The 16,961-nt window shown below is 73.4% G+C and carries 18 protein-coding genes; 12 read left to right on the top strand and 6 right to left on the bottom strand.

Annotated elements, in window-relative coordinates; translation table 11 throughout:
* Positions 1 to 72 precede the first annotated feature (72 nt).
* The 3 genes from deoC to K7787_RS20845 are packed head-to-tail and all read left to right on the top strand — an operon-like array spanning position 73 to position 3,394.
* Positions 73 to 1,029, top strand: a complete 957-nt coding sequence (deoC, locus tag K7787_RS20855) for a deoxyribose-phosphate aldolase (protein WP_169435553.1) — start codon at positions 73 to 75, stop codon at positions 1,027 to 1,029.
* A 6-nt stretch (positions 1,030 to 1,035) separates the two neighbouring features.
* Entirely contained in the window at positions 1,036 to 2,493 is a 1,458-nt protein-coding gene (locus K7787_RS20850) for an aldehyde dehydrogenase family protein (RefSeq protein ID WP_223002511.1), read from the top strand.
* Complete coding sequence (locus K7787_RS20845) at positions 2,486 to 3,394, top strand: aldehyde dehydrogenase family protein (protein ID WP_223002510.1); 909 nt, start codon at positions 2,486 to 2,488, stop codon at positions 3,392 to 3,394. Before K7787_RS20850 ends, K7787_RS20845 begins: the two co-directional genes overlap by 8 nt.
* A gap of 124 nt (positions 3,395 to 3,518) precedes the next feature.
* On the opposite strand, the gene K7787_RS20840 is transcribed toward K7787_RS20845, so the two are convergent.
* Positions 3,519 to 3,917, bottom strand: a complete 399-nt coding sequence (locus K7787_RS20840; protein ID WP_223002509.1) for a hypothetical protein — start codon at positions 3,915 to 3,917, stop codon at positions 3,519 to 3,521.
* 127 nt (positions 3,918 to 4,044) lie between these two features.
* Here K7787_RS20840 and K7787_RS20835 point away from each other — a divergent pair, with 127 nt between their 5' ends.
* Positions 4,045 to 4,680 carry a uridine kinase family protein gene (locus K7787_RS20835; protein ID WP_231573826.1) on the top strand — a complete coding sequence of 212 codons (636 nt, stop codon included), beginning with the start codon at positions 4,045 to 4,047 and terminating at the stop codon, positions 4,678 to 4,680.
* Between the two features lie 242 nt (positions 4,681 to 4,922).
* Here K7787_RS20835 and K7787_RS20830 read toward each other — a convergent pair whose 3' ends face one another.
* Positions 4,923 to 5,675 (bottom strand): SigE family RNA polymerase sigma factor, encoded by a 753-nt coding sequence (locus K7787_RS20830; RefSeq protein ID WP_043261217.1) that lies wholly within the window; start codon positions 5,673 to 5,675, stop codon positions 4,923 to 4,925.
* A 193-nt stretch (positions 5,676 to 5,868) separates the two neighbouring features.
* Here K7787_RS20830 and afsQ1 point away from each other — a divergent pair, with 193 nt between their 5' ends.
* The 5 genes from afsQ1 (at position 5,869) to K7787_RS20805 (ending at position 9,973) form a co-directional block, all read left to right on the top strand.
* Positions 5,869 to 6,546: a two-component system response regulator AfsQ1 gene (gene afsQ1 / locus K7787_RS20825; RefSeq protein WP_009190312.1), complete on the top strand. Its 678-nt coding sequence runs from the start codon at positions 5,869 to 5,871 to the stop codon at positions 6,544 to 6,546.
* The gene (locus K7787_RS20820; RefSeq protein ID WP_223002508.1) at positions 6,543 to 8,225 is read left to right on the top strand and encodes a sensor histidine kinase; all 1,683 of its coding nucleotides are present in this window, start codon (positions 6,543 to 6,545) and stop codon (positions 8,223 to 8,225) included. Before afsQ1 ends, K7787_RS20820 begins: the two co-directional genes overlap by 4 nt.
* Positions 8,226 to 8,311: 86 nt before the next feature.
* Positions 8,312 to 8,914 carry a lipoprotein gene (locus tag K7787_RS20815; RefSeq protein ID WP_043261215.1) on the top strand — a complete coding sequence of 201 codons (603 nt, stop codon included), beginning with the start codon at positions 8,312 to 8,314 and terminating at the stop codon, positions 8,912 to 8,914.
* Between the two features lie 207 nt (positions 8,915 to 9,121).
* Complete coding sequence (locus K7787_RS20810; RefSeq protein ID WP_223002507.1) at positions 9,122 to 9,703, top strand: VanZ family protein; 582 nt, start codon at positions 9,122 to 9,124, stop codon at positions 9,701 to 9,703.
* Positions 9,704 to 9,769: 66 nt separating this feature from the next.
* Complete coding sequence (locus tag K7787_RS20805; RefSeq protein WP_009190308.1) at positions 9,770 to 9,973, top strand: PspC domain-containing protein; 204 nt, start codon at positions 9,770 to 9,772, stop codon at positions 9,971 to 9,973.
* Between the two features lie 139 nt (positions 9,974 to 10,112).
* Here the strand turns inward: K7787_RS20805 and K7787_RS20800 are convergent, their stop codons facing one another.
* Together K7787_RS20800 and K7787_RS20795 are read right to left on the bottom strand one after the other, a co-directional pair.
* Entirely contained in the window at positions 10,113 to 10,460 is a 348-nt protein-coding gene (locus K7787_RS20800) for a hypothetical protein (RefSeq protein ID WP_009190307.1), read from the bottom strand.
* A gap of 125 nt (positions 10,461 to 10,585) precedes the next feature.
* On the bottom strand, positions 10,586 to 11,749 hold the full coding sequence (locus K7787_RS20795) for an adenosine deaminase (RefSeq protein ID WP_223002506.1): 1,164 nt from the start codon (positions 11,747 to 11,749) through the stop codon (positions 10,586 to 10,588).
* Positions 11,750 to 11,908: 159 nt separating this feature from the next.
* Here K7787_RS20795 and K7787_RS20790 point away from each other — a divergent pair, with 159 nt between their 5' ends.
* Positions 11,909 to 12,670, top strand: coding sequence for a prolyl oligopeptidase family serine peptidase (locus tag K7787_RS20790; RefSeq protein ID WP_009190305.1), 762 nt, complete (start codon positions 11,909 to 11,911; stop codon positions 12,668 to 12,670).
* 240 nt (positions 12,671 to 12,910) lie between these two features.
* On the opposite strand, the gene K7787_RS20785 is transcribed toward K7787_RS20790, so the two are convergent.
* Entirely contained in the window at positions 12,911 to 13,882 is a 972-nt protein-coding gene (locus K7787_RS20785) for a LysR family transcriptional regulator (RefSeq protein WP_223002505.1), read from the bottom strand.
* Between the two features lie 63 nt (positions 13,883 to 13,945).
* On the opposite strand from K7787_RS20785, the gene K7787_RS20780 reads away from it, so the two are divergent.
* Together K7787_RS20780 and K7787_RS20775 are read left to right on the top strand one after the other, a co-directional pair.
* Entirely contained in the window at positions 13,946 to 15,289 is a 1,344-nt protein-coding gene (locus tag K7787_RS20780) for an MFS transporter (protein WP_223002504.1), read from the top strand.
* Positions 15,290 to 15,421: 132 nt separating this feature from the next.
* Positions 15,422 to 16,438 carry a sigma-70 family RNA polymerase sigma factor gene (locus K7787_RS20775; RefSeq protein ID WP_009190302.1) on the top strand — a complete coding sequence of 339 codons (1,017 nt, stop codon included), beginning with the start codon at positions 15,422 to 15,424 and terminating at the stop codon, positions 16,436 to 16,438.
* On the opposite strand, the gene K7787_RS20770 is transcribed toward K7787_RS20775, so the two are convergent.
* Positions 16,322 to 16,705, bottom strand: coding sequence for an STAS domain-containing protein (locus K7787_RS20770; protein WP_308036410.1), 384 nt, complete (start codon positions 16,703 to 16,705; stop codon positions 16,322 to 16,324). The genes K7787_RS20775 and K7787_RS20770 overlap by 117 nt on opposite strands.
* Between the last annotated feature and the right edge of the window lie 256 nt (positions 16,706 to 16,961).

Below are 16,961 nucleotides of genomic sequence, written 5' to 3'. Positions count from 1 at the left end.
CCCAAAGCTCCCCCACCTCACCCCCAGGGGCTGTACAGCCGCTACGCGCGTAGATATGCTCATCTGGTGACCATGCCCACCACCCCCACCGCACCGGCCCTGGCCGACGCCACGGCGTCCGACAGCTCGCTGCGCCGCTTCCTGCACGGGCTGCCCGGCGTAGACGCGGTCGGCCTGGAGGCGCGCGCCGCCGCCCTCGGCACCCGTTCCATCAAGACCACCGCGAAGGCGTACGCCATCGACCTGGCCATCTCGATGGTCGACCTGACGACGCTGGAAGGCGCGGACACCCCGGGCAAGGTCCGGGCGCTCGGCGCCAAGGCGGTGCACCCGGACCCCACGGACCGCACCACGCCCACCACGGCCGCCGTCTGCGTCTACCCCGACATGGTGGCCGTCGCCAAGGAGGCCGTCGCCGGCTCCGGCGTGAAGGTCGCCTCGGTGGCGACCGCCTTCCCGGCGGGCCGCGCGGCCCTCGACGTCAAGCTCGCGGACGTGCGCGAGGCCGTCGCCGCCGGCGCGGACGAGATCGACATGGTCATCGACCGCGGCGCGTTCCTGTCCGGCAGGTACCTCAAGGTGTACGACGAGATCGTCGCCGTGAAGGAGGCCTGCGGCACGAGCGCCCGCCTGAAGGTCATCTTCGAGACCGGCGAGCTGTCGACGTACGACAACATCCGCCGCGCCTCCTGGCTCGGCATGCTCGCCGGGGCGGACTTCATCAAGACCTCCACCGGCAAGGTCGCCGTCAACGCGACCCCCGCCAACACCCTGCTGATGCTGGAGGCGGTGCGCGACTTCCGCGCGCAGACCGGCGTCCAGGTGGGCGTGAAACCGGCCGGCGGCATCCGCACCACCAAGGACGCGATCAAGTTCCTGGTGCTGGTCAACGAGACCGCGGGCGAGGACTGGCTGGACAACCACTGGTTCCGCTTCGGCGCCTCCTCGCTGCTGAACGACCTGCTGATGCAGCGGCAGAAGCTGGCCACCGGCCGCTACTCCGGTCCCGACTACGTGACGGTGGACTGATCCCCCATGGCTTTTGAGTACGCACCCGCCCCCGAGTCCCGCGCGGTCGTCGACATCGCGCCCTCGTACGGGCTGTTCATCGACGGCGAGTTCACCGAGGCCGCCGACGGCAAGGTCTTCAAGACCGTCTCCCCGAGCACCGAGGAGGTGCTGTCCGAGGTCGCGCAGGCGGGCGAGGCGGACGTGGACCGCGCGGTGCGCGCGGCCCGCAAGGCGTTCGCCACGTGGTCGGCGCTGCCCGGCTCGGAGCGCGCCAAGTACCTGTTCCGCATCGCGCGGATCATCCAGGAGCGCAGCCGCGAGCTGGCGGTGCTGGAGACGCTGGACAACGGCAAGCCGATCAAGGAGACCCGCGACGCGGACCTCCCGCTGGTCGCCGCGCACTTCTTCTACTACGCGGGCTGGGCGGACAAGCTCGACCACGCCGGGTTCGGCCGGAGGACGACGAACGGGCACAGCGGCGCGAACCCGCGTCCCCTCGGCGTGGCCGGCCAGGTCATCCCGTGGAACTTCCCGCTGCTGATGCTGGCGTGGAAGATCGCCCCGGCGCTGGCGACGGGCAACACCGTCGTCCTCAAGCCCGCCGAGACGACCCCCCTGTCCGCCCTGTTCTTCGCGGACGTCTGCCGCCAGGCGGGCCTGCCGAAGGGCGTCGTCAACATCCTCCCGGGCTACGGCGACGCGGGCGCCGCTCTGGTGGCGCACCCGGACGTGAACAAGGTGGCGTTCACCGGCTCCACGGCCGTCGGCAAGGAGATCGCCCGCACGGTCGCGGGCACGAGCAAGAAGCTCACCCTGGAGCTGGGCGGCAAGGGCGCCAACATCGTCTTCGACGACGCCCCGATCGACCAGGCCGTCGAGGGCATCGTGACCGGCATCTTCTTCAACCAGGGCCAGGTGTGCTGCGCGGGCTCGCGGCTGCTGGTCCAGGAGTCGGTCCACGACGAGCTGCTGGACGCCCTCAAGCGCCGCCTCGGCACCCTGCGTCTGGGCGATCCGCTGGACAAGAACACCGACATCGGCGCGATCAACTCCGCCGAGCAGCTGGCCCGGATCACCGCGCTCGCCGACCGGGGCGAGGCGGAGGGCGCCGAGCGCTGGTCGCCGGCGTGCGAACTGCCCACCTCGGGCTACTGGTTCGCGCCGACGCTGTTCACGAACGTCACCCAGGCGCACACCATCGCCCGGGACGAGATCTTCGGCCCGGTGCTGTCGGTGCTCACCTTCCGCACCCCGGACGAGGCGGTCGCCAAGGCCAACAACACCCAGTACGGCCTGAGCGCCGGCATCTGGACCGAGAAGGGGTCGAGGATCCTCGCCGTCGCGGGCAAACTGCGCGCGGGCGTGATCTGGTCCAACACGTTCAACAAGTTCGACCCGACCTCGCCGTTCGGCGGGTACAAGGAGTCGGGCTTCGGCCGCGAGGGCGGCCGCCACGGCCTGGAGGCGTACCTCGATGTCTGAGAAGTCAGAGAAGACCGAGCCCCGACTGTCCGTCTTCAAGACCTACAAGCTGTACGTCGGCGGGAAGTTCCCGCGTTCCGAGAGCGGCCGGGTGTACGAGGTGACGGACTCGAAGGGCAACTGGCTGGCGAACGCACCGCAGTCCTCCCGCAAGGACGCCCGGGACGCGGTCGTGGCCGCCCGCAAGGCGTTCGGCGGCTGGTCCGGCGCGACGGCGTACAACCGGGGCCAGATCCTCTACCGCGTCGCGGAGATGCTGGAGGGCCGCAAGGCGCAGTTCGTCCGCGAGGTCGCCGACGCGGAGGGCCTGTCGAAGTCCAGGGCCGCCGAGCAGGTGGACGCGACGATCGACCGCTGGGTCTGGTACGCGGGCTGGACGGACAAGATCGCGCAGGTGACCGGCGGCGCCAACCCGGTCGCGGGCCCGTTCTTCAACCTCTCCTCGCCCGAGCCGACCGGTGTGGTGGCGGTGCTGGCCCCGCAGGAGTCGTCGTTCCTCGGCCTGGTCTCCGTCGTCGCCCCGGTGATCGCGACCGGCAACACGGCGGTCGTCGTGGCCTCCGAGAAGGCCCCGCTGCCCGCCCTCTCCCTCGGCGAGGTGCTGGCCACCTCGGACGTGCCCGGTGGCGTGGTCAACGTCCTGTCCGGGCGTACGGCGGAGATCGCGGCGCCGCTGGCCGCGCACCAGGACGTCAACGCGATCGACCTCGCGGGCGCCGACGAGGCGCTGGCGAAGGAGCTGGAGATCGCGGCGGCCGACAACCTCAAGCGCGTGCTGCGTCCACAGCCTGTGGACGACTGGACGGCGACGCCGGGCACCGAGCGGATGACGGCGTTCCTGGAGACGAAGACGGTCTGGCACCCGACGGGCTCGCTCGGCGCCTCCGGCTCCTCGTACTGAGCCGCACCACAGAGCGGAACACAGCACCGCAGAGCGGAACGCCGCACCGCAGACCGGAGAGCCGCGCCTCCCCTCCGTCCGGGGGAGACGCGGCTCTCCGCCGTCGTGCGCGCCGGCGGGCGCGTCAGCGCAGCGCCCCGGCCGCCCGGCCGACGACGGGCACCGCGCCGACCGACGGGGCCTCGGCCACCGGCCCGGTGAGCTGCTGGGAGCCGACCGGCCGGAAGTCGGCGACCTGGGTGCCGACGCCGTTGTCGAGCGGGTCCACGCCGGTGCCGGCCAGCGGGTTGGGCTTGAGACCGGTGACCGCTCCGGTGGCATGACCGACCGCGCCGGTCACCGCCCCCGCCGCCGCCCGCGTATCCATCTCGCCCCGGGTGAGCGGCCCGCGCACGCCCTCGGCGGCCGGGGCCGGGGCGGCGGCGGCCGTCGCCGCGCCCGCGCCCAGGGCGGCCCCGGCGGCCGCGACCGCGATCAGGACGCGCCGTGCGGTGGACTGGGGGGTGGACGCGTGTCGGGCCATTTCTGATGCCGCCTTCTGTTGCGCTGGGTAACGTGATCCGCGCACAGGGTAGTTGAGACGCAGCCCACGCATCAAAGCCGACCCGCGGGGTCGGCAGGGACGCCACCATGCGTCAAACTGGTCTTCCGTGAGCCTTCATCTCCCGTCCCCCGCCCGCGTCGTGCTGCTGTGCGGCCCCTCGGGCTCGGGCAAGTCCCTGGTCGCCGCCCGGTCCGGGCTGCCCGTGCTGCGCCTCGACGACTTCTACAAGGAGGGCGACGACCCCACGCTGCCCCTGGTGGCGGGGAGTTCGGACATCGACTGGGACCACCCGGCGTCCTGGGACGCGGACGTGGCGGTGGCGGCGATCAGCAGCCTGTGCGCGACGGGCAGCACGGGCGTTCCCGTCTACGACCTCTCGCGCAGCGCCCGCGTCGGCGAGAACACGCTGCACATCGGCCGTACGCCGCTGTTCATCGCGGAGGGGATCTTCGCCGCCGAGATCGTGGACCGCTGCCGCGAACTGGGGCTGCTGGCCGACGCGCTGTGCCTGACCCGCGGCCCGGTCACCACGTTCCGCCGGCGGTTCCTCAGGGATCTGAAGGAGGGCCGCAAGTCGGTGCCGTTCCTGCTGCGCCGCGGCTGGCGGCTGATGCGCGCCGAGCGGTCGATCGTCGCCCGCCAGGTCGCCCTCGGCGCCCACGCCTGCGACCGGGACGAGGCGCTGGGCCGCCTGGCCGCGGCAGCGGCGGGCCGCCGCCCCCAGACCCGTACGGCCGCCTGACCCGAGCCGGCGTACGCCCGGCCGTGAGCGCCGCGGCTCGTCGGCCGCCGCACCGCCGGCGCGACGGCCGGGCCGCACGCGAAGCGGGACCGTACGGCCCCCCAGCCGTCCGGTCCCGCTCCCTTGGTGCTCCCCCACTTTCCCCCGTGGGCCCCCCGGTACCGCTCCCCCACTCCCCCGTGGGCTCCCCCGGTACCGCTCCCCCGTTCCTCCCCCGTGTTTCCCCCGTACCTCCGGCTCGCTCAGGCGACGAGCTCGCCGAAGGACTCCTCCTGGTCACGGCCGAAGCTGAGGACCTCGTCCTCGCGCAGCCGGCGCAGCGAGCGCCAGATGCTGGACTTCACCGTGCCGACGCTGATGCCGAGGATGTCGGCGATCTCCGGGTCCGTGCGGCCCTCGTAGTAGCGCAGGACCAGCATGGTGCGCTGCAGTTCGGGCAGCCGGGCCAGCGCCTGCCACAGGACCGCGCGCAGCTCGGTGCCGCGCATCGCGTCCGTGTCGCCGGGCGTCTCCGGCAGTTCCTCGGTCGGGTACTCGTTGAGCTTGCGGCGCCGCCATGCGCTGATGTGCAGGTTGGTCATGGTGCGGCGGAGGTATCCGCCGACGGCCGCCTTGTCGCTGATCCGGTCCCACGCCCGGTAGGTCGAGAACAGCGCGCTCTGCAGCAGGTCCTCGGCCTCGAAGCGGTCGCCGGTCAGGTGGTAGGCGGTCGCGTACAGGGAGGCGCGGCGCTCCTGGACGTAGGCGGTGAACTCCGCCTCCGACCGGGTGCGGCGCTCCTCCGTGGCCTCCCCGTACGCGCTTCCCCCGTACGCGCCTTCCGGCGTCTGAGCCGGACGCGCGTCCACCACCGTCATATAGGTGGTGTGCTGACGCCCGGCGCCACGAGCGCACCCCCGCACACTCTGTGCGGCGCCGGACTTCTCCGGATGCCGGGTCACGTCGTGCAGACGCGTGACCACTGCGCTGGTGCTGTTGCTGTGCAGCGTGTTCATCTCGCGCCCCCCGTCGTGGAGTTCCGGTGTCCGTTTCGCTTCCTTGCCTGTGCCGAGAATCCTTCCGCCGCCACTTCATGGCCGTGTCCGCCGACTGTCACAGACCTGTCACAGGGGTCCGGCCGCTGCGCGGGGCGGGGCGGTGACCACGGGGTGTCGAAACCCCGGGCCCGGATGGGCCAGAATGAGCCCCGTGCCTTCCCTGTTGCTGATCGAGGACGACGACGCCATCCGGACGGCCCTGGAGCTCTCTCTGACGCGCCAGGGACACCGGGTGGCCACCGCTGCCAGCGGCGAGGACGGTCTGAAGCTGCTGCGCGAGCAGCGGCCGGACCTCATCGTCCTGGACGTGATGCTGCCCGGCATCGACGGCTTCGAGGTGTGCCGCCGCATCCGGCGCACGGACCAGCTGCCGATCATCCTGCTGACCGCGCGCAGCGACGACATCGATGTGGTGGTGGGGCTGGAGTCCGGCGCGGACGACTATGTCGTCAAGCCGGTGCAGGGACGGGTGCTGGACGCCCGGATCCGGGCCGTGCTGCGGCGCGGCGAGCGGGAGGCGACGGACTCGGCGACCTTCGGCAGCCTGGTCATCGACCGTTCGGCGATGACGGTGACGAAGAACGGCGAGGACCTCCAGCTGACCCCGACCGAGCTGCGGCTGCTGCTGGAGCTGAGCCGGCGGCCCGGTCAGGCGCTGTCGCGGCAGCAGTTGCTGCGGCTGGTGTGGGAGCACGACTACCTCGGTGACTCGCGGCTCGTGGACGCCTGTGTGCAGCGGCTGCGCGCCAAGGTCGAGGACGTTCCCTCGTCCCCGACGCTGATCCGTACGGTGCGCGGGGTCGGCTACCGCCTGGACGCGCCTCAGTGACGACGACGCGAGGGGGGCTCCGCGGCTGGCTCGCGGGGCGTGGCAAGGCACTGTCCGGACTGCGGTTCACGAGCCTGCGGCTGCGGCTCGTCGTCGTCTTCGCGCTGGTGGCGCTGACCGCGGCGGTGTCGGCGTCGGGGATCGCGTACTGGCTCAACCGCGAGGCGGTGCTCACCCGCACCCAGGACGCGGTGCTGCGGGACTTCCAGCAGGAGATGCGCAACCGGGCGGGCACGCTGCCGGTGCACCCGACGCAGGACCAGTTGCAGCACACGGCCGGGCAGATGGCCAACAGCAGCCAGCGGTTCAGCGTGCTGCTGGTGGGCGAGGACGCGAGCGGCCGCGCGGTGTACGGCACGTCGGGCGGTCTGAGCGGTTTCGCGCTGGAGGACGTGCCCCTGTCGCTGCGCACCGCGGTGAACAAGCAGCAGCCCGTGGACTCGGGCAACAAGTCGCCGTACCACCTGTACTGGCAGCGGGTGACCGAGCACGGCACCCCGTATCTGGTGGCCGGCACCCGGATCATCGGCGGCGGGCCGACCGGCTACATGCTCAAGTCGCTGGAGCCGGAGGCCAAGGACCTCAACTCGCTGGCCTGGTCGCTGGGGGTGGCCACCGCGCTGGCGCTGGTCGGCGCGGCGCTGCTGGCGCAGGCCGCGGCCACCACGGTGCTGAAGCCGGTGCACCGGCTCGGGATCGCCGCGCGCCGACTCGGCGAGGGCCGGCTCGACACCCGGCTGCGGGTGTCCGGCACGGACGAACTGGCCGATCTGTCACGGACGTTCAACAAGGCGGCGGAGGCCCTGGAGAAACGTGTCGCCGACATGGCCGCCCGCGACGAGGCGTCCCGGCGGTTCGTCGCCGACATGAGCCATGAGCTGCGCACGCCGCTGACCGCCATCACCGCCGTGACGGAGGTGCTGGAGGAGGAGCTGGAGTTCGAGGGCGGCGGCTTCGACCCGATGATCGAGCCCGCGGTGCGGCTGGTGGTCAGCGAGACACGGCGGCTGAACGACCTGGTCGAGAACCTGATGGAGGTCACCCGCTTCGACGCGGGCACGGCCCGGCTGGTCCTGGACGACGTGGACCTCGCCGACCAGATCACCGCCTGCATCGACGCCCGGGCCTGGCTGGACGCGGTGGAGCTGGACGCCGAGCGCGGCCTCCACGCCCGTCTCGACCCGCGCCGCCTGGACGTCATCCTCGCCAACCTCATCGGCAACGCCCTCAAGCACGGCGGCTCGCCGGTCCGGGTCTCGGTGCGCGAGGAGGGCGGTGACGGCGCCGGAAGCGGTGACGGCGCCGACAGCGGCGAGGGCGGCGGGCCGCCGGAGCCGGGGTGGATCGTCATCCGGGTGCGCGACCACGGTCCCGGCATCCCCGAGGACGTGCTGCCGCACGTCTTCGACCGGTTCTACAAGGCGAGCGCGTCCCGGCCGCGCTCCGAGGGCAGCGGTCTGGGCCTGTCCATCGCCCTGAACAACGCGCACATCCACGGCGGCGACATCACCGCCGCCAACTCGCCCGAGGGCGGCGCGGTGTTCACCCTGCGGCTGCCCCGGGACGCCTCGGCGCTCACCGAGCGGCCCGCCGAGGACGACGGCGACGACAGCGCGGGCGGCGGCGGCAGGGCGAAGAGCGGCGGCGCGGACCAGGGGTCGAAGGGAGGCGCCCGATGACGGCAGGGGACGAGCGCGGGCGCGCAGACGGGTACGGGCGCGTACGCGGGCGTCGGCGCGGGCTCGGCGGCGGGCGGGGCGCGGTGGTGCGCGGGCGCGCGCTGCTGGCGCTGCCCGCGCTGGCCCTGCTGCTGGCCGGGTGCGGGATCCGGCCCACCGAGGTGCCCACCGACTTCGGCGGCGCGCCCTCGCGGGTGCCCTGTTCGCTCACCCAGCCCGACCAGGCCACGCAGGCCGAGCGCGGGGTGCCCGTACAGGTGTTCCTGCTGTGCGGCTCCTCGCTGGCGACCGTGGACCGCGTGGTGCGGGTGCCCGAGGGCACGGCGGACGCGCGGCGGCGGGTGATCGTGGCACAGGGGCTGCTGGAGCAGCTGGCCGCGCAGCCCTCGGCGAGCGAGCAGGCCGCCGGGTACACGACGCACGTCCCGCGCGGTCTGACCGTCGCCGGGCCGCACCCCAAGGACCCCGAGGACACGCTCCGGCTGGGCGCCGCCCCGGCCGCGCTGTCCGCGTACGCGCTCGCGCAGATCGTGTGCACGCTGTCGGACTCGGCGGCGGCCGAGGGCGACGGCTCGGTGGTCCTCGGCGGTCCCGACGCCGCCGCGCCGCGCCGCTACGAGTGCACGGACGACCTGCGCTCACGCCCCGGCACCACGAAGCCGCCGTCCACGGAGGCGACCGCCGAGTAGGCGCGCGCGGCGGGGCGGCCCGCGGCGGGTGGGGCGTGGGTCCGGCTCGGTGGGCGTGCGGAGTCGTGCGCGGAGTGGCGGGCCCACGGTGCGCCCGCGCGCGGTGTGGTGTGCGCCCGGAGTCGTGGACGCACCGTGTGGCGTGCGCCTCACCGTCCGGGGCGTGGGTGCGGAACCGGGCGGGCGGATGGGTGCGTCTTGGGTGGCGTGCAGCGTCAAGGCTCCATCGGCGGCAGCGCCGCGATCCGCGTCCGCGTGACAGGAGGTGTCCTCCTCGTCGCCCATCTCGCGTTCGTCGCCTGGCTGATGCTGCGTCCGCTGGACGTCCCCTGGGTGATGCCCGCCAATCTGCGTCCGTTCGCCACCATCCGCGCCGATCTGGCGCTGGGCGGCCACGAGGCGGTCCGGCGGCTCGGGGAGGGACTGGGGCTGCTGGCGCCGCTGGGCGTGCTGCTGCCGCTGGCGCACGGCCGGCTCTGCGTCTCGACCTTCGCCTCGCTCGTCCGCACGGTCGCCGCGGGGGCCATGGTCTCGCTGGGCATCGCCCTGCTGCAGACCGGGGTGCCGGGCCGGGTGGTGGACGTCGACACGCTGCTCCTGAACACGCTGGGGGTCGCCCTCGTCCATCTCGCGGCCGTCCCCGCGCTCCGCTCCCGGCTCCGCCGCAGGGCCGAGCGGCTGGACGGCTCCGCCGTGCGCCAGGAGGACGCGGCTCAGGGTCGGACCCCGACGATTCCCAGGGTCGGGATCGCTCCATGGAGTGACGCTTTGCCCCCTTCGTCTCCGTAACGTGGATGTCAGACGGGGCGCCGACGGAAAGGCCCCGCACCACCGACGGTCCACGGAGGCATCACGATGAACGCCCTTGCCCGCCCCACCCACGGCCGCGTCATCGGCGGAGTGTGCGCCGCGCTGGCCCGGCGCTTCGGCACCTCCGCGACGACGATGCGGGTGATCTTCCTGGTCTCGTGCCTGCTGCCGGGACCGCAGTTCCTGGTCTACCTCGCGCTGTGGATCCTGCTGCCCTCGGAGGACAAGGCCGCCCGCGCGGCCTGGTAGGAGGCCGCCCGCAGGGCCGTCCGGCAGGCGCCGGGCGCGTACGCCGCCGGGGCGCACCCTGAAGCGAAGGGCGCGCCCCGGCGGCGTATCGGCGCCTGTGACGGCTCGGCGCCGGCGTGGGCACCGGCGTCGGCGTCGGTCAGCCGAGGGGGAAGCCGTTCACCTGCACGCCGTTGGTGGGCATGCTCTGCACCGGCATGCCGCCGAGCAGCCCGGCGACCGGCTCGACCGGGCCGTGCTGGAGGTCGCGGGCGGCCGGCTGGGCGGCGGAGAGACCCGAGCCGAGCACGGGCTCGGCCTGGTCCAGCGCACGGCCGGCCCCGGGCAGCTGGGCGACGTTCCCCGTCGGCAGCTCCTTGGCGACGGCGCCCAGCGCCTGACCGGCGTCCGGCACGGCCGGCGCGGCGTTCGCGGCGCCCGCGCCGACGGCGGCGAAAGCGGCGCCGAGAGCGGCGACACCGAGGGTCTTGGCAGCAGACTGCTTCATGAAAACGCGTCCTTGACTGAGACGGGGGACTGAGCGGTTCTCGACCGTAAGCACGGCCGCCCGTCGCCCGCAAACACCGGAATGCGGACGGACGGTGAAGGCGGCCGGCCGGCCCCGTTTCCCGGTCATCCCCCGAATGGCGAGGAACCGCTGGTGGGCGCGGTCTGCTTAAACAGCCATTCGGATTTCAGCGCCGCGTATCCGGGCTTGATCACATCATTGATCATCGCCAGACGTTCATCGAAAGGAATGAACGCCGACTTCATTCCGTTGACGGTGAACCATTGCAGGTCGTCGAGCGTGTAGCCGAAAGCCTCGACAAGGTGCTCGAATTCCTGGCTCATACTCGTGTGGGACATAAGACGATTGTCCGTGTTCACGGTGGCCCGGAAATGCAGCCGGCGCAGCAGTCCGATCGGGTGTTCGGCGTACGAGGCCGCCGCGCCGGTCTGGAGGTTGGAGCTGGGGCACAGCTCCAGCGGGATGCGCTTGTCGCGGACGTAGGAGGCCAGCCGCCCGAGTTCGACCGTGCCGTCCTCGCGGACGGTGATGTCGTCGATGATGCGCACCCCGTGCCCGAGCCGGTCGGCGCCGCACCACTGCAGCGCCTGCCAGATGGACGGCAGCCCGAAGGCCTCCCCGGCGTGGATGGTGAAGTGGTTGTTGGCCCGCTTCAGGAACTCGAAGGCGTCCAGATGCCGGGTGGGCGGGTAACCGGCCTCGGCGCCCGCGATGTCGAAGCCGACGACGCCCGAGTCCCGGTAGCGGTCGGCGAGTTCGGCGATCTCCAGGGAGCGCGCCGCGTGCCGCATCGCGGTGAGCAGGGCGCCGATGCGGATGCGCCGGCCGTCGGCGAGGGCGGCCCGTTCCCCTTCCCGGAAGCCCTCGTTGACGGCCTCCACGACCTCCTCCAGACTCAGCCCGCCCTCCAGGTGCTGTTCGGGGGCGTAGCGGACCTCGGCGTAGACGACGCCGTCGGCGGCGAGGTCCTCGGCGCACTCGCGGGCGACCCGGACGAGGGCGTCGCGGTTCTGCATCACGGCGACGGTGTGCGAGAAGGTCTCCAGATAGCGTTCCAGGGAACCGGAGTCGGCGGCCTCGCGGAACCACAGGCCGAGTTTGTCCGGTTCGGTGTCGGGGAGTCGGGAGTACCCGCATTCCCGGGCGAGTTCGACGACGGTGGCCGGGCGCAGGCCGCCGTCCAGGTGATCGTGCAGCAGAACTTTGGGCGCCCGGAGGATCTGGTCCCGGCTCGGTGTGTTTCCCGCGGGGGCAGTCTGGCTCGTCATTGGCGCACTCTAACTCCTACGCGCGTAGAAAGCGCCGTGCCGCAGCCATGCGGAACACCGCCCGTTCACACCCCGCCTTCGCACGGGCGGAATTGTCGATACGCAACGGTGACCGCACGGACGGGTGGCGTACACCGGCCCTTCTGACACTGTTCTGTCATGGCACAGCAAGCGACGCCGGTTCGCACGGCCCGGCTGGGGAGGACGCTCGGCCCGGGGCCGACGGCGGTGAGCGGGGCGGTGCTGCTGCTCCCGGGCGGTCAGGAGGTGTCCGACCGAAGACCGTCCCCGCTGCTGGCGACCGCCTCGGTGCGCGCGCTGGGACGCCGGCTGGTGCGGGCCGGCCGCGCGGAGGGCCTGGCCGCCCATGTGGTGCACTACCGCTACCGCGGCTGGAACGGCAGCGAGGAGCATCTCGCCCGCGACGCCGCCTGGGCGGTGGACGAGGTCGTACGGCGTTACGGAGACGTCCCGGTGTGCCTGGCCGGAGTGGACATGGGCGGCCGGGCGGCGCTGCGCGCGGGCGGCCACGAGGCCGTCAACTCGGTGGTGGCGATCGCCCCCTGGCTGCCCGAGGACGACGTCGCCGCCTCCCCCGAACCGGTGAAGCAGCTCGCCGGGCGCCAGGTGCTCATCGTGCACGGCACCAACGACGCGCGCACCGACCCCGAACTGTCCTTCCGGTTCGCGGCGCGGGCGAAGAAGGCCAACCGGGAGGTGTGCCGGTTCGAGGTGCACGCGGACGGGCACGGGCTGCGCCAGTACCGCGACGAGGTCGCCGCGCTCGCCGCCGACTTCATGATGGGGACGCTGTTCGGGCGGGCGCTGTCCCGTCCGGTGCAGGACGCGCTGGCCGCGCCGCCGCCGCTGGGGCTGCGGATGCCGCTGGCGGCGGGGTTCGGGAAGTCGCTGAGCTGGTAGGGGCGTTCGGGCCGCGGGCCGGTCGGGCCGGCTGGGCCGCCGAGGCGCCGGGGCGGAGGTGGTGGGTCGGACGTGGTGGGTCGGAGGTGGTGGGTCGGAGGTGGTGGGTCGGAGGTGGTGGGTCGGTCGTGCCAGATCGGCGGCCGACCCCGCACGGCCGGCACGGCACGGCGGGTCGCAGTGGCGGCCGCCGGCCCCGCACGACGGTCACGGCAGTGGCCACCGACCCCGCACGACCGGTCACGGCAGCAGGCGGCCCCGGCGGGAGAGCAGGAACTTCTTGAAGGCGGCCACCGGGGGCGTGTCCGGGTGGCCCTCCAGCCAGGCCACGCCGATCTCGCGCACCGCGCGCGGGGCGGTGACCGTCAGTTCGGCGGTGCCCGGGCGGGGCACGGCCGGTGGCGGCAGCAGGGCCACGCCGAGGCCGGCCGCCACCAGTCCGCGCAGCGTCTCGGCCTCCTCGCCCTCGAAGGCGATCCGCGGCTTGAACCCGGCCGCGCGGCACAGGTCGTCGGTGATCCGGCGCAGCCCGTAGCCGGGCTCCAGGGTCACGAACGCCTCGTCTGCGGCCTCGGCTAGACGGATGCGGCGGCGGGTCGCCAGGCGGTGGTCGGCGGGGACGACCAGGCGCAGCTTCTGCTCGTCCAGCCGTCGCGCGACCAGGTCGGGGGCGTCCGGGACGGGCGAGGTGAGGCAGAGGTCCAGTTCGCCGGCGCGCAGCCGCTCCAGCATGGCCTCGCCGTAGTTCTGCACCAGGCTGAAGCGGACGCGGGGATGGTCGGCGCGGAAGGCGTGAATAAGGCCGGGCACGGTCTCGGCGCCCATGGTGTGCAGGAAGCCGAAGGCGACCTTGCCGGTGGCCGGGTCGGCGTCCGCGCGCACCTCCTCGGCGGCGCGTTCGATCTCGGCGAGGGCGCGTTCGACGGAGGCGAGGAAGGTGCGGCCGGCGGGGGTGAGGGCGACGGTGCGGCCGCGGCGGGCGAAGAGGTCGACGCCGAGGTCCTGTTCGAGCCGGACCATGGCGCGCGACAGGGTGGACTGCGGGACCCGCATCTCCTGCGCGGCCCGGGTGACGTGCTCGGTGCGGGCGACGCCGGCGAAGTGGGCGAGGCGCGGCGCGAGCAGCAGGGCGACCTCCTCACCGTTCTTCTGGATGACTTCTGTGTCACCGGACGGTGACAGACGAACCTGTGAGCTGTGCTGATGCGCCATGGGAACGATTATGGCGAGTTCGTGCATTGGACGGATGACGGACGTCGTCCCTACGGTCGAGTCATGTCTCCCGCCGATACCGGGGCGTCCACCGTCGTGGGCGCCGCACCGCACGCCCCCGCCGAGCCTCAGCCCCCTGCCGAGTCCCAGCCCCCCGCCGAGCTCCAGACCCCTGCCGAATCCCGGTCCTGCGCCGACTCCCGGATGACGCCGGGCGGCCCCGGCTACCGCCGGATGAGCCTCGCCCTGTTCCTCGCCGGGGTCGCGACCTTCGCGCTGCTGTACTCCACGCAGGCGCTGCTGCCGCTGATCTCCGCCGAGTACGGGGTGGCGGCGAGCGAGGCGAGCTGGACCGTGGCGGCGGCGACCGGGGGGCTGGCGCTGTTCGTGCTGCCGATGAGCGCCCTGTCGGAACGTTTCGGCCGCCGTACGGTGATGACGGCCTCGCTGGCGGTCGCGGTGGTCGTCGGGCTGCTGGTGCCGTTCGCGCCGTCGCTGGGCGCGCTGGTGGTGCTGCGGGCGTTGCAGGGCGCCGCGCTGGCGGGGCTGCCGGCCTCGGCGCAGGCGTATCTCGCGGAGGAGGTCCGGCCCAAGGCCCTGGTCACGGCGATCGGTCTGTTCGTGGCCGGCAACAGCGTGGGCGGTATGAGCGGCCGGGTCGTCACCGGCTGGGTGGCGCAGGAGTGGGGCTGGCGGGCCGCCGTCGGGGTGGTCGGCGTGGTGGCGGTGCTGTGCGCGGTGGCGTTCCGGATGCTGCTGCCGGCGCCGGAGCACTTCACGCCGGGATCGCTGCGGCCGCGGGTGCTGGCGGGCACGGTCCGCGACCATCTGTCGGACCCGCTGCTGCGGCGGCTGTACGCGATCGGCGCGCTGTTCATGACGGTGTTCGGCGGCGTGTACACGGTGATCGGCTACCGCCTGACCGAGGCGCCCTTCTCGCTGCCGCAGGGCATCGTCGGCTCGATCTTCCTGGTGTATCTGGTGGGCACGGTGTCGGCGTCCACGGCGGGGCGGCTGGTGGGCCGGCTGGGCCGCCGGGGCGCCCTGTACCTGGCGGGTGCGACGACGGCGGCGGGGCTGCTGCTGTCGCTGCTGGACTCGGTGGCGCCGGTGCTGCTCGGCCTGGTGCTGATCACGGCGGGCTTCTTCGCCGGTCACGCGGTGGCCTCCTCGGCGGTCAGCCGGACGGCCACCCACGGCCGGGCGCAGGCCTCGGCGCTGTACCAGTCGGCGTACTACATCGGCTCCAGCGCGGGCAGCACGGTCGGGGCGACCGCCTTCCACTCCGAGGGCTGGCCGGGGACGGTCGGCGTGGGGCTGCTGGCGGTGCTGGGCGTGGTGGCGATCACCGTCCTCGGTTCGCGGGCGGCCCGGGTGGCGGCACGCCGTACGCCGGTGTCCGCGTGACCCGCATCCGTCGCTGACCTGCTGGTTCGTCCGCTCCGGGGGCCGTTGTCAGTGGCCTGCGCTAGCTTTTCGAAGTGCCGGGCGCGACGAGGCGTCCGGGACGGGAACGGCTACGGGGGCGGGTGGACGACGATGGGCGACGGTACGGCGACGGCGACCGATCTCGGGACGGAGCTGGAGAAGTACCGGGTCGAGCTGACCGGTTACTGCTACCGCATGCTCGGCTCGTCCTTCGAGGCGGAGGACGCGGTCCAGGACACCCTGGTGCGGGCCTGGCGCAGCCACGACAAGTTCGAGGGCCGGTCCAGTCTGCGGTCCTGGCTGTACCGGATCGCGACCAATGTGTGCCTGGACCTGCTGTCGGCGGGCAACAAGCGGGCGCGGCCGATGGACCTGACCGAGTCGACGCCGCTGGCGCAGGCCGCGCTGGCGCCCCGCCCGGACAGCACCTGGCTGGAGCCGATGCCGGACGGCCGGGTGCTGCCGTCGGTGGAGGACCCGGCGCAGGCGGCGGTCGCCAAGGAGTCGGTACGGCTCGCCTTCATGGCCGCGCTCCAGCAGTTGCCGCCCAAGCAGCGGGCGGTGCTGATCCTGCGCGAGGTGCTGGCCTGGAAGGCGAGCGAGGTCGCCGAACTGCTCGGCACGACGGTCGCCTCCGTCAACAGCGCCCTCCAGCGGGCGCGGGCCACCCTCGCCGAGCGCGAGGACCAGGGCGTGCGGGCCGAGGTGTCCGACCCGCTGGACGAGGAGCAGCAGCGGCTCCTGGAGCGCTATGTGCGCGCCTTCGAGGGGTACGACATGGCGGCGCTGACCGCGCTGCTGCACGAGGACGCGGTGATGACGATGCCGCCGTTCGACCTGTGGCTGACCGGCTCCGCCGACATCACCGGCTTCATGTCGACCCTGGGCGCCTCCTGCGCGAACTCCCGGCTGCTGCCGGTGCGGGCCAACGGGCTGCCCGGCTTCGCCCACTACAAGCCGGACCCGGACAAGGGCGGCTTCACTCCGTGGGCGGTGCAGGTGCTGGAGATATCACAGGGGCGGATCGCCGGGTTCCACTGCTTCCTGGACACGAGCCGGTGGTTCCCGCTGTTCGGGCTGCCGCTCCGTCTCGAAGGGGAGGCCGACCAGGTCGAGCAGGGCCAGTAGCGCGGGGGCGGGATCGCGCAGGCGTATCCCTCCCCCGGCGCGCACGGCGGCGAGCCGCAGCCGGGCCAGCAGTTCCACGGCGCCGAGTCCGGGCGGCCCCAGCCCGCCCACGTCGCACACCACGACCCGGGCCCGGCTCGCGGCCAGCAGCCGCCGCACATCGCCGCACAGCCCCCGCACCTCCTCCCGGGTGACGGGCCCGGCGAGCACGAGCACGGGCGGGGGTGCGGGCAGGGCTGCGGGTACGGCGGGTGTCTTGGCGTCCACGGTCTACAGACCGCGGGCCGGGTCACAACTCATCGGGGGCGGCTGAGGCGCGGGGCATCGGCGGTGGGTGAGGGGCGGGCGGCGGCGCGGATCGCGGCGAGCGGGGCCGGCAGGGCGGAGACGCGGAAGGGGCGGAGGCGGCGAGGGGCGGAGGCGGCGAGGAGCGGAGGGGCGGAGGGAGCGGAGGCGGCGAGGGGTGGAGGGGCGGAGGGGCGGAGATCACGTTGACCCGTCGGCCGCGCCGGCCCGAGGGTGA

It is taken from the genome of Streptomyces sennicomposti, assembly GCF_019890635.1.
In the GTDB taxonomy this organism is placed as follows: Bacteria; Actinomycetota; Actinomycetes; order Streptomycetales; family Streptomycetaceae; genus Streptomyces; species Streptomyces sennicomposti.
Note: the sequence above shows the minus strand (reverse complement) of the source record. Positions and strands in the feature narration are given on the sequence as shown.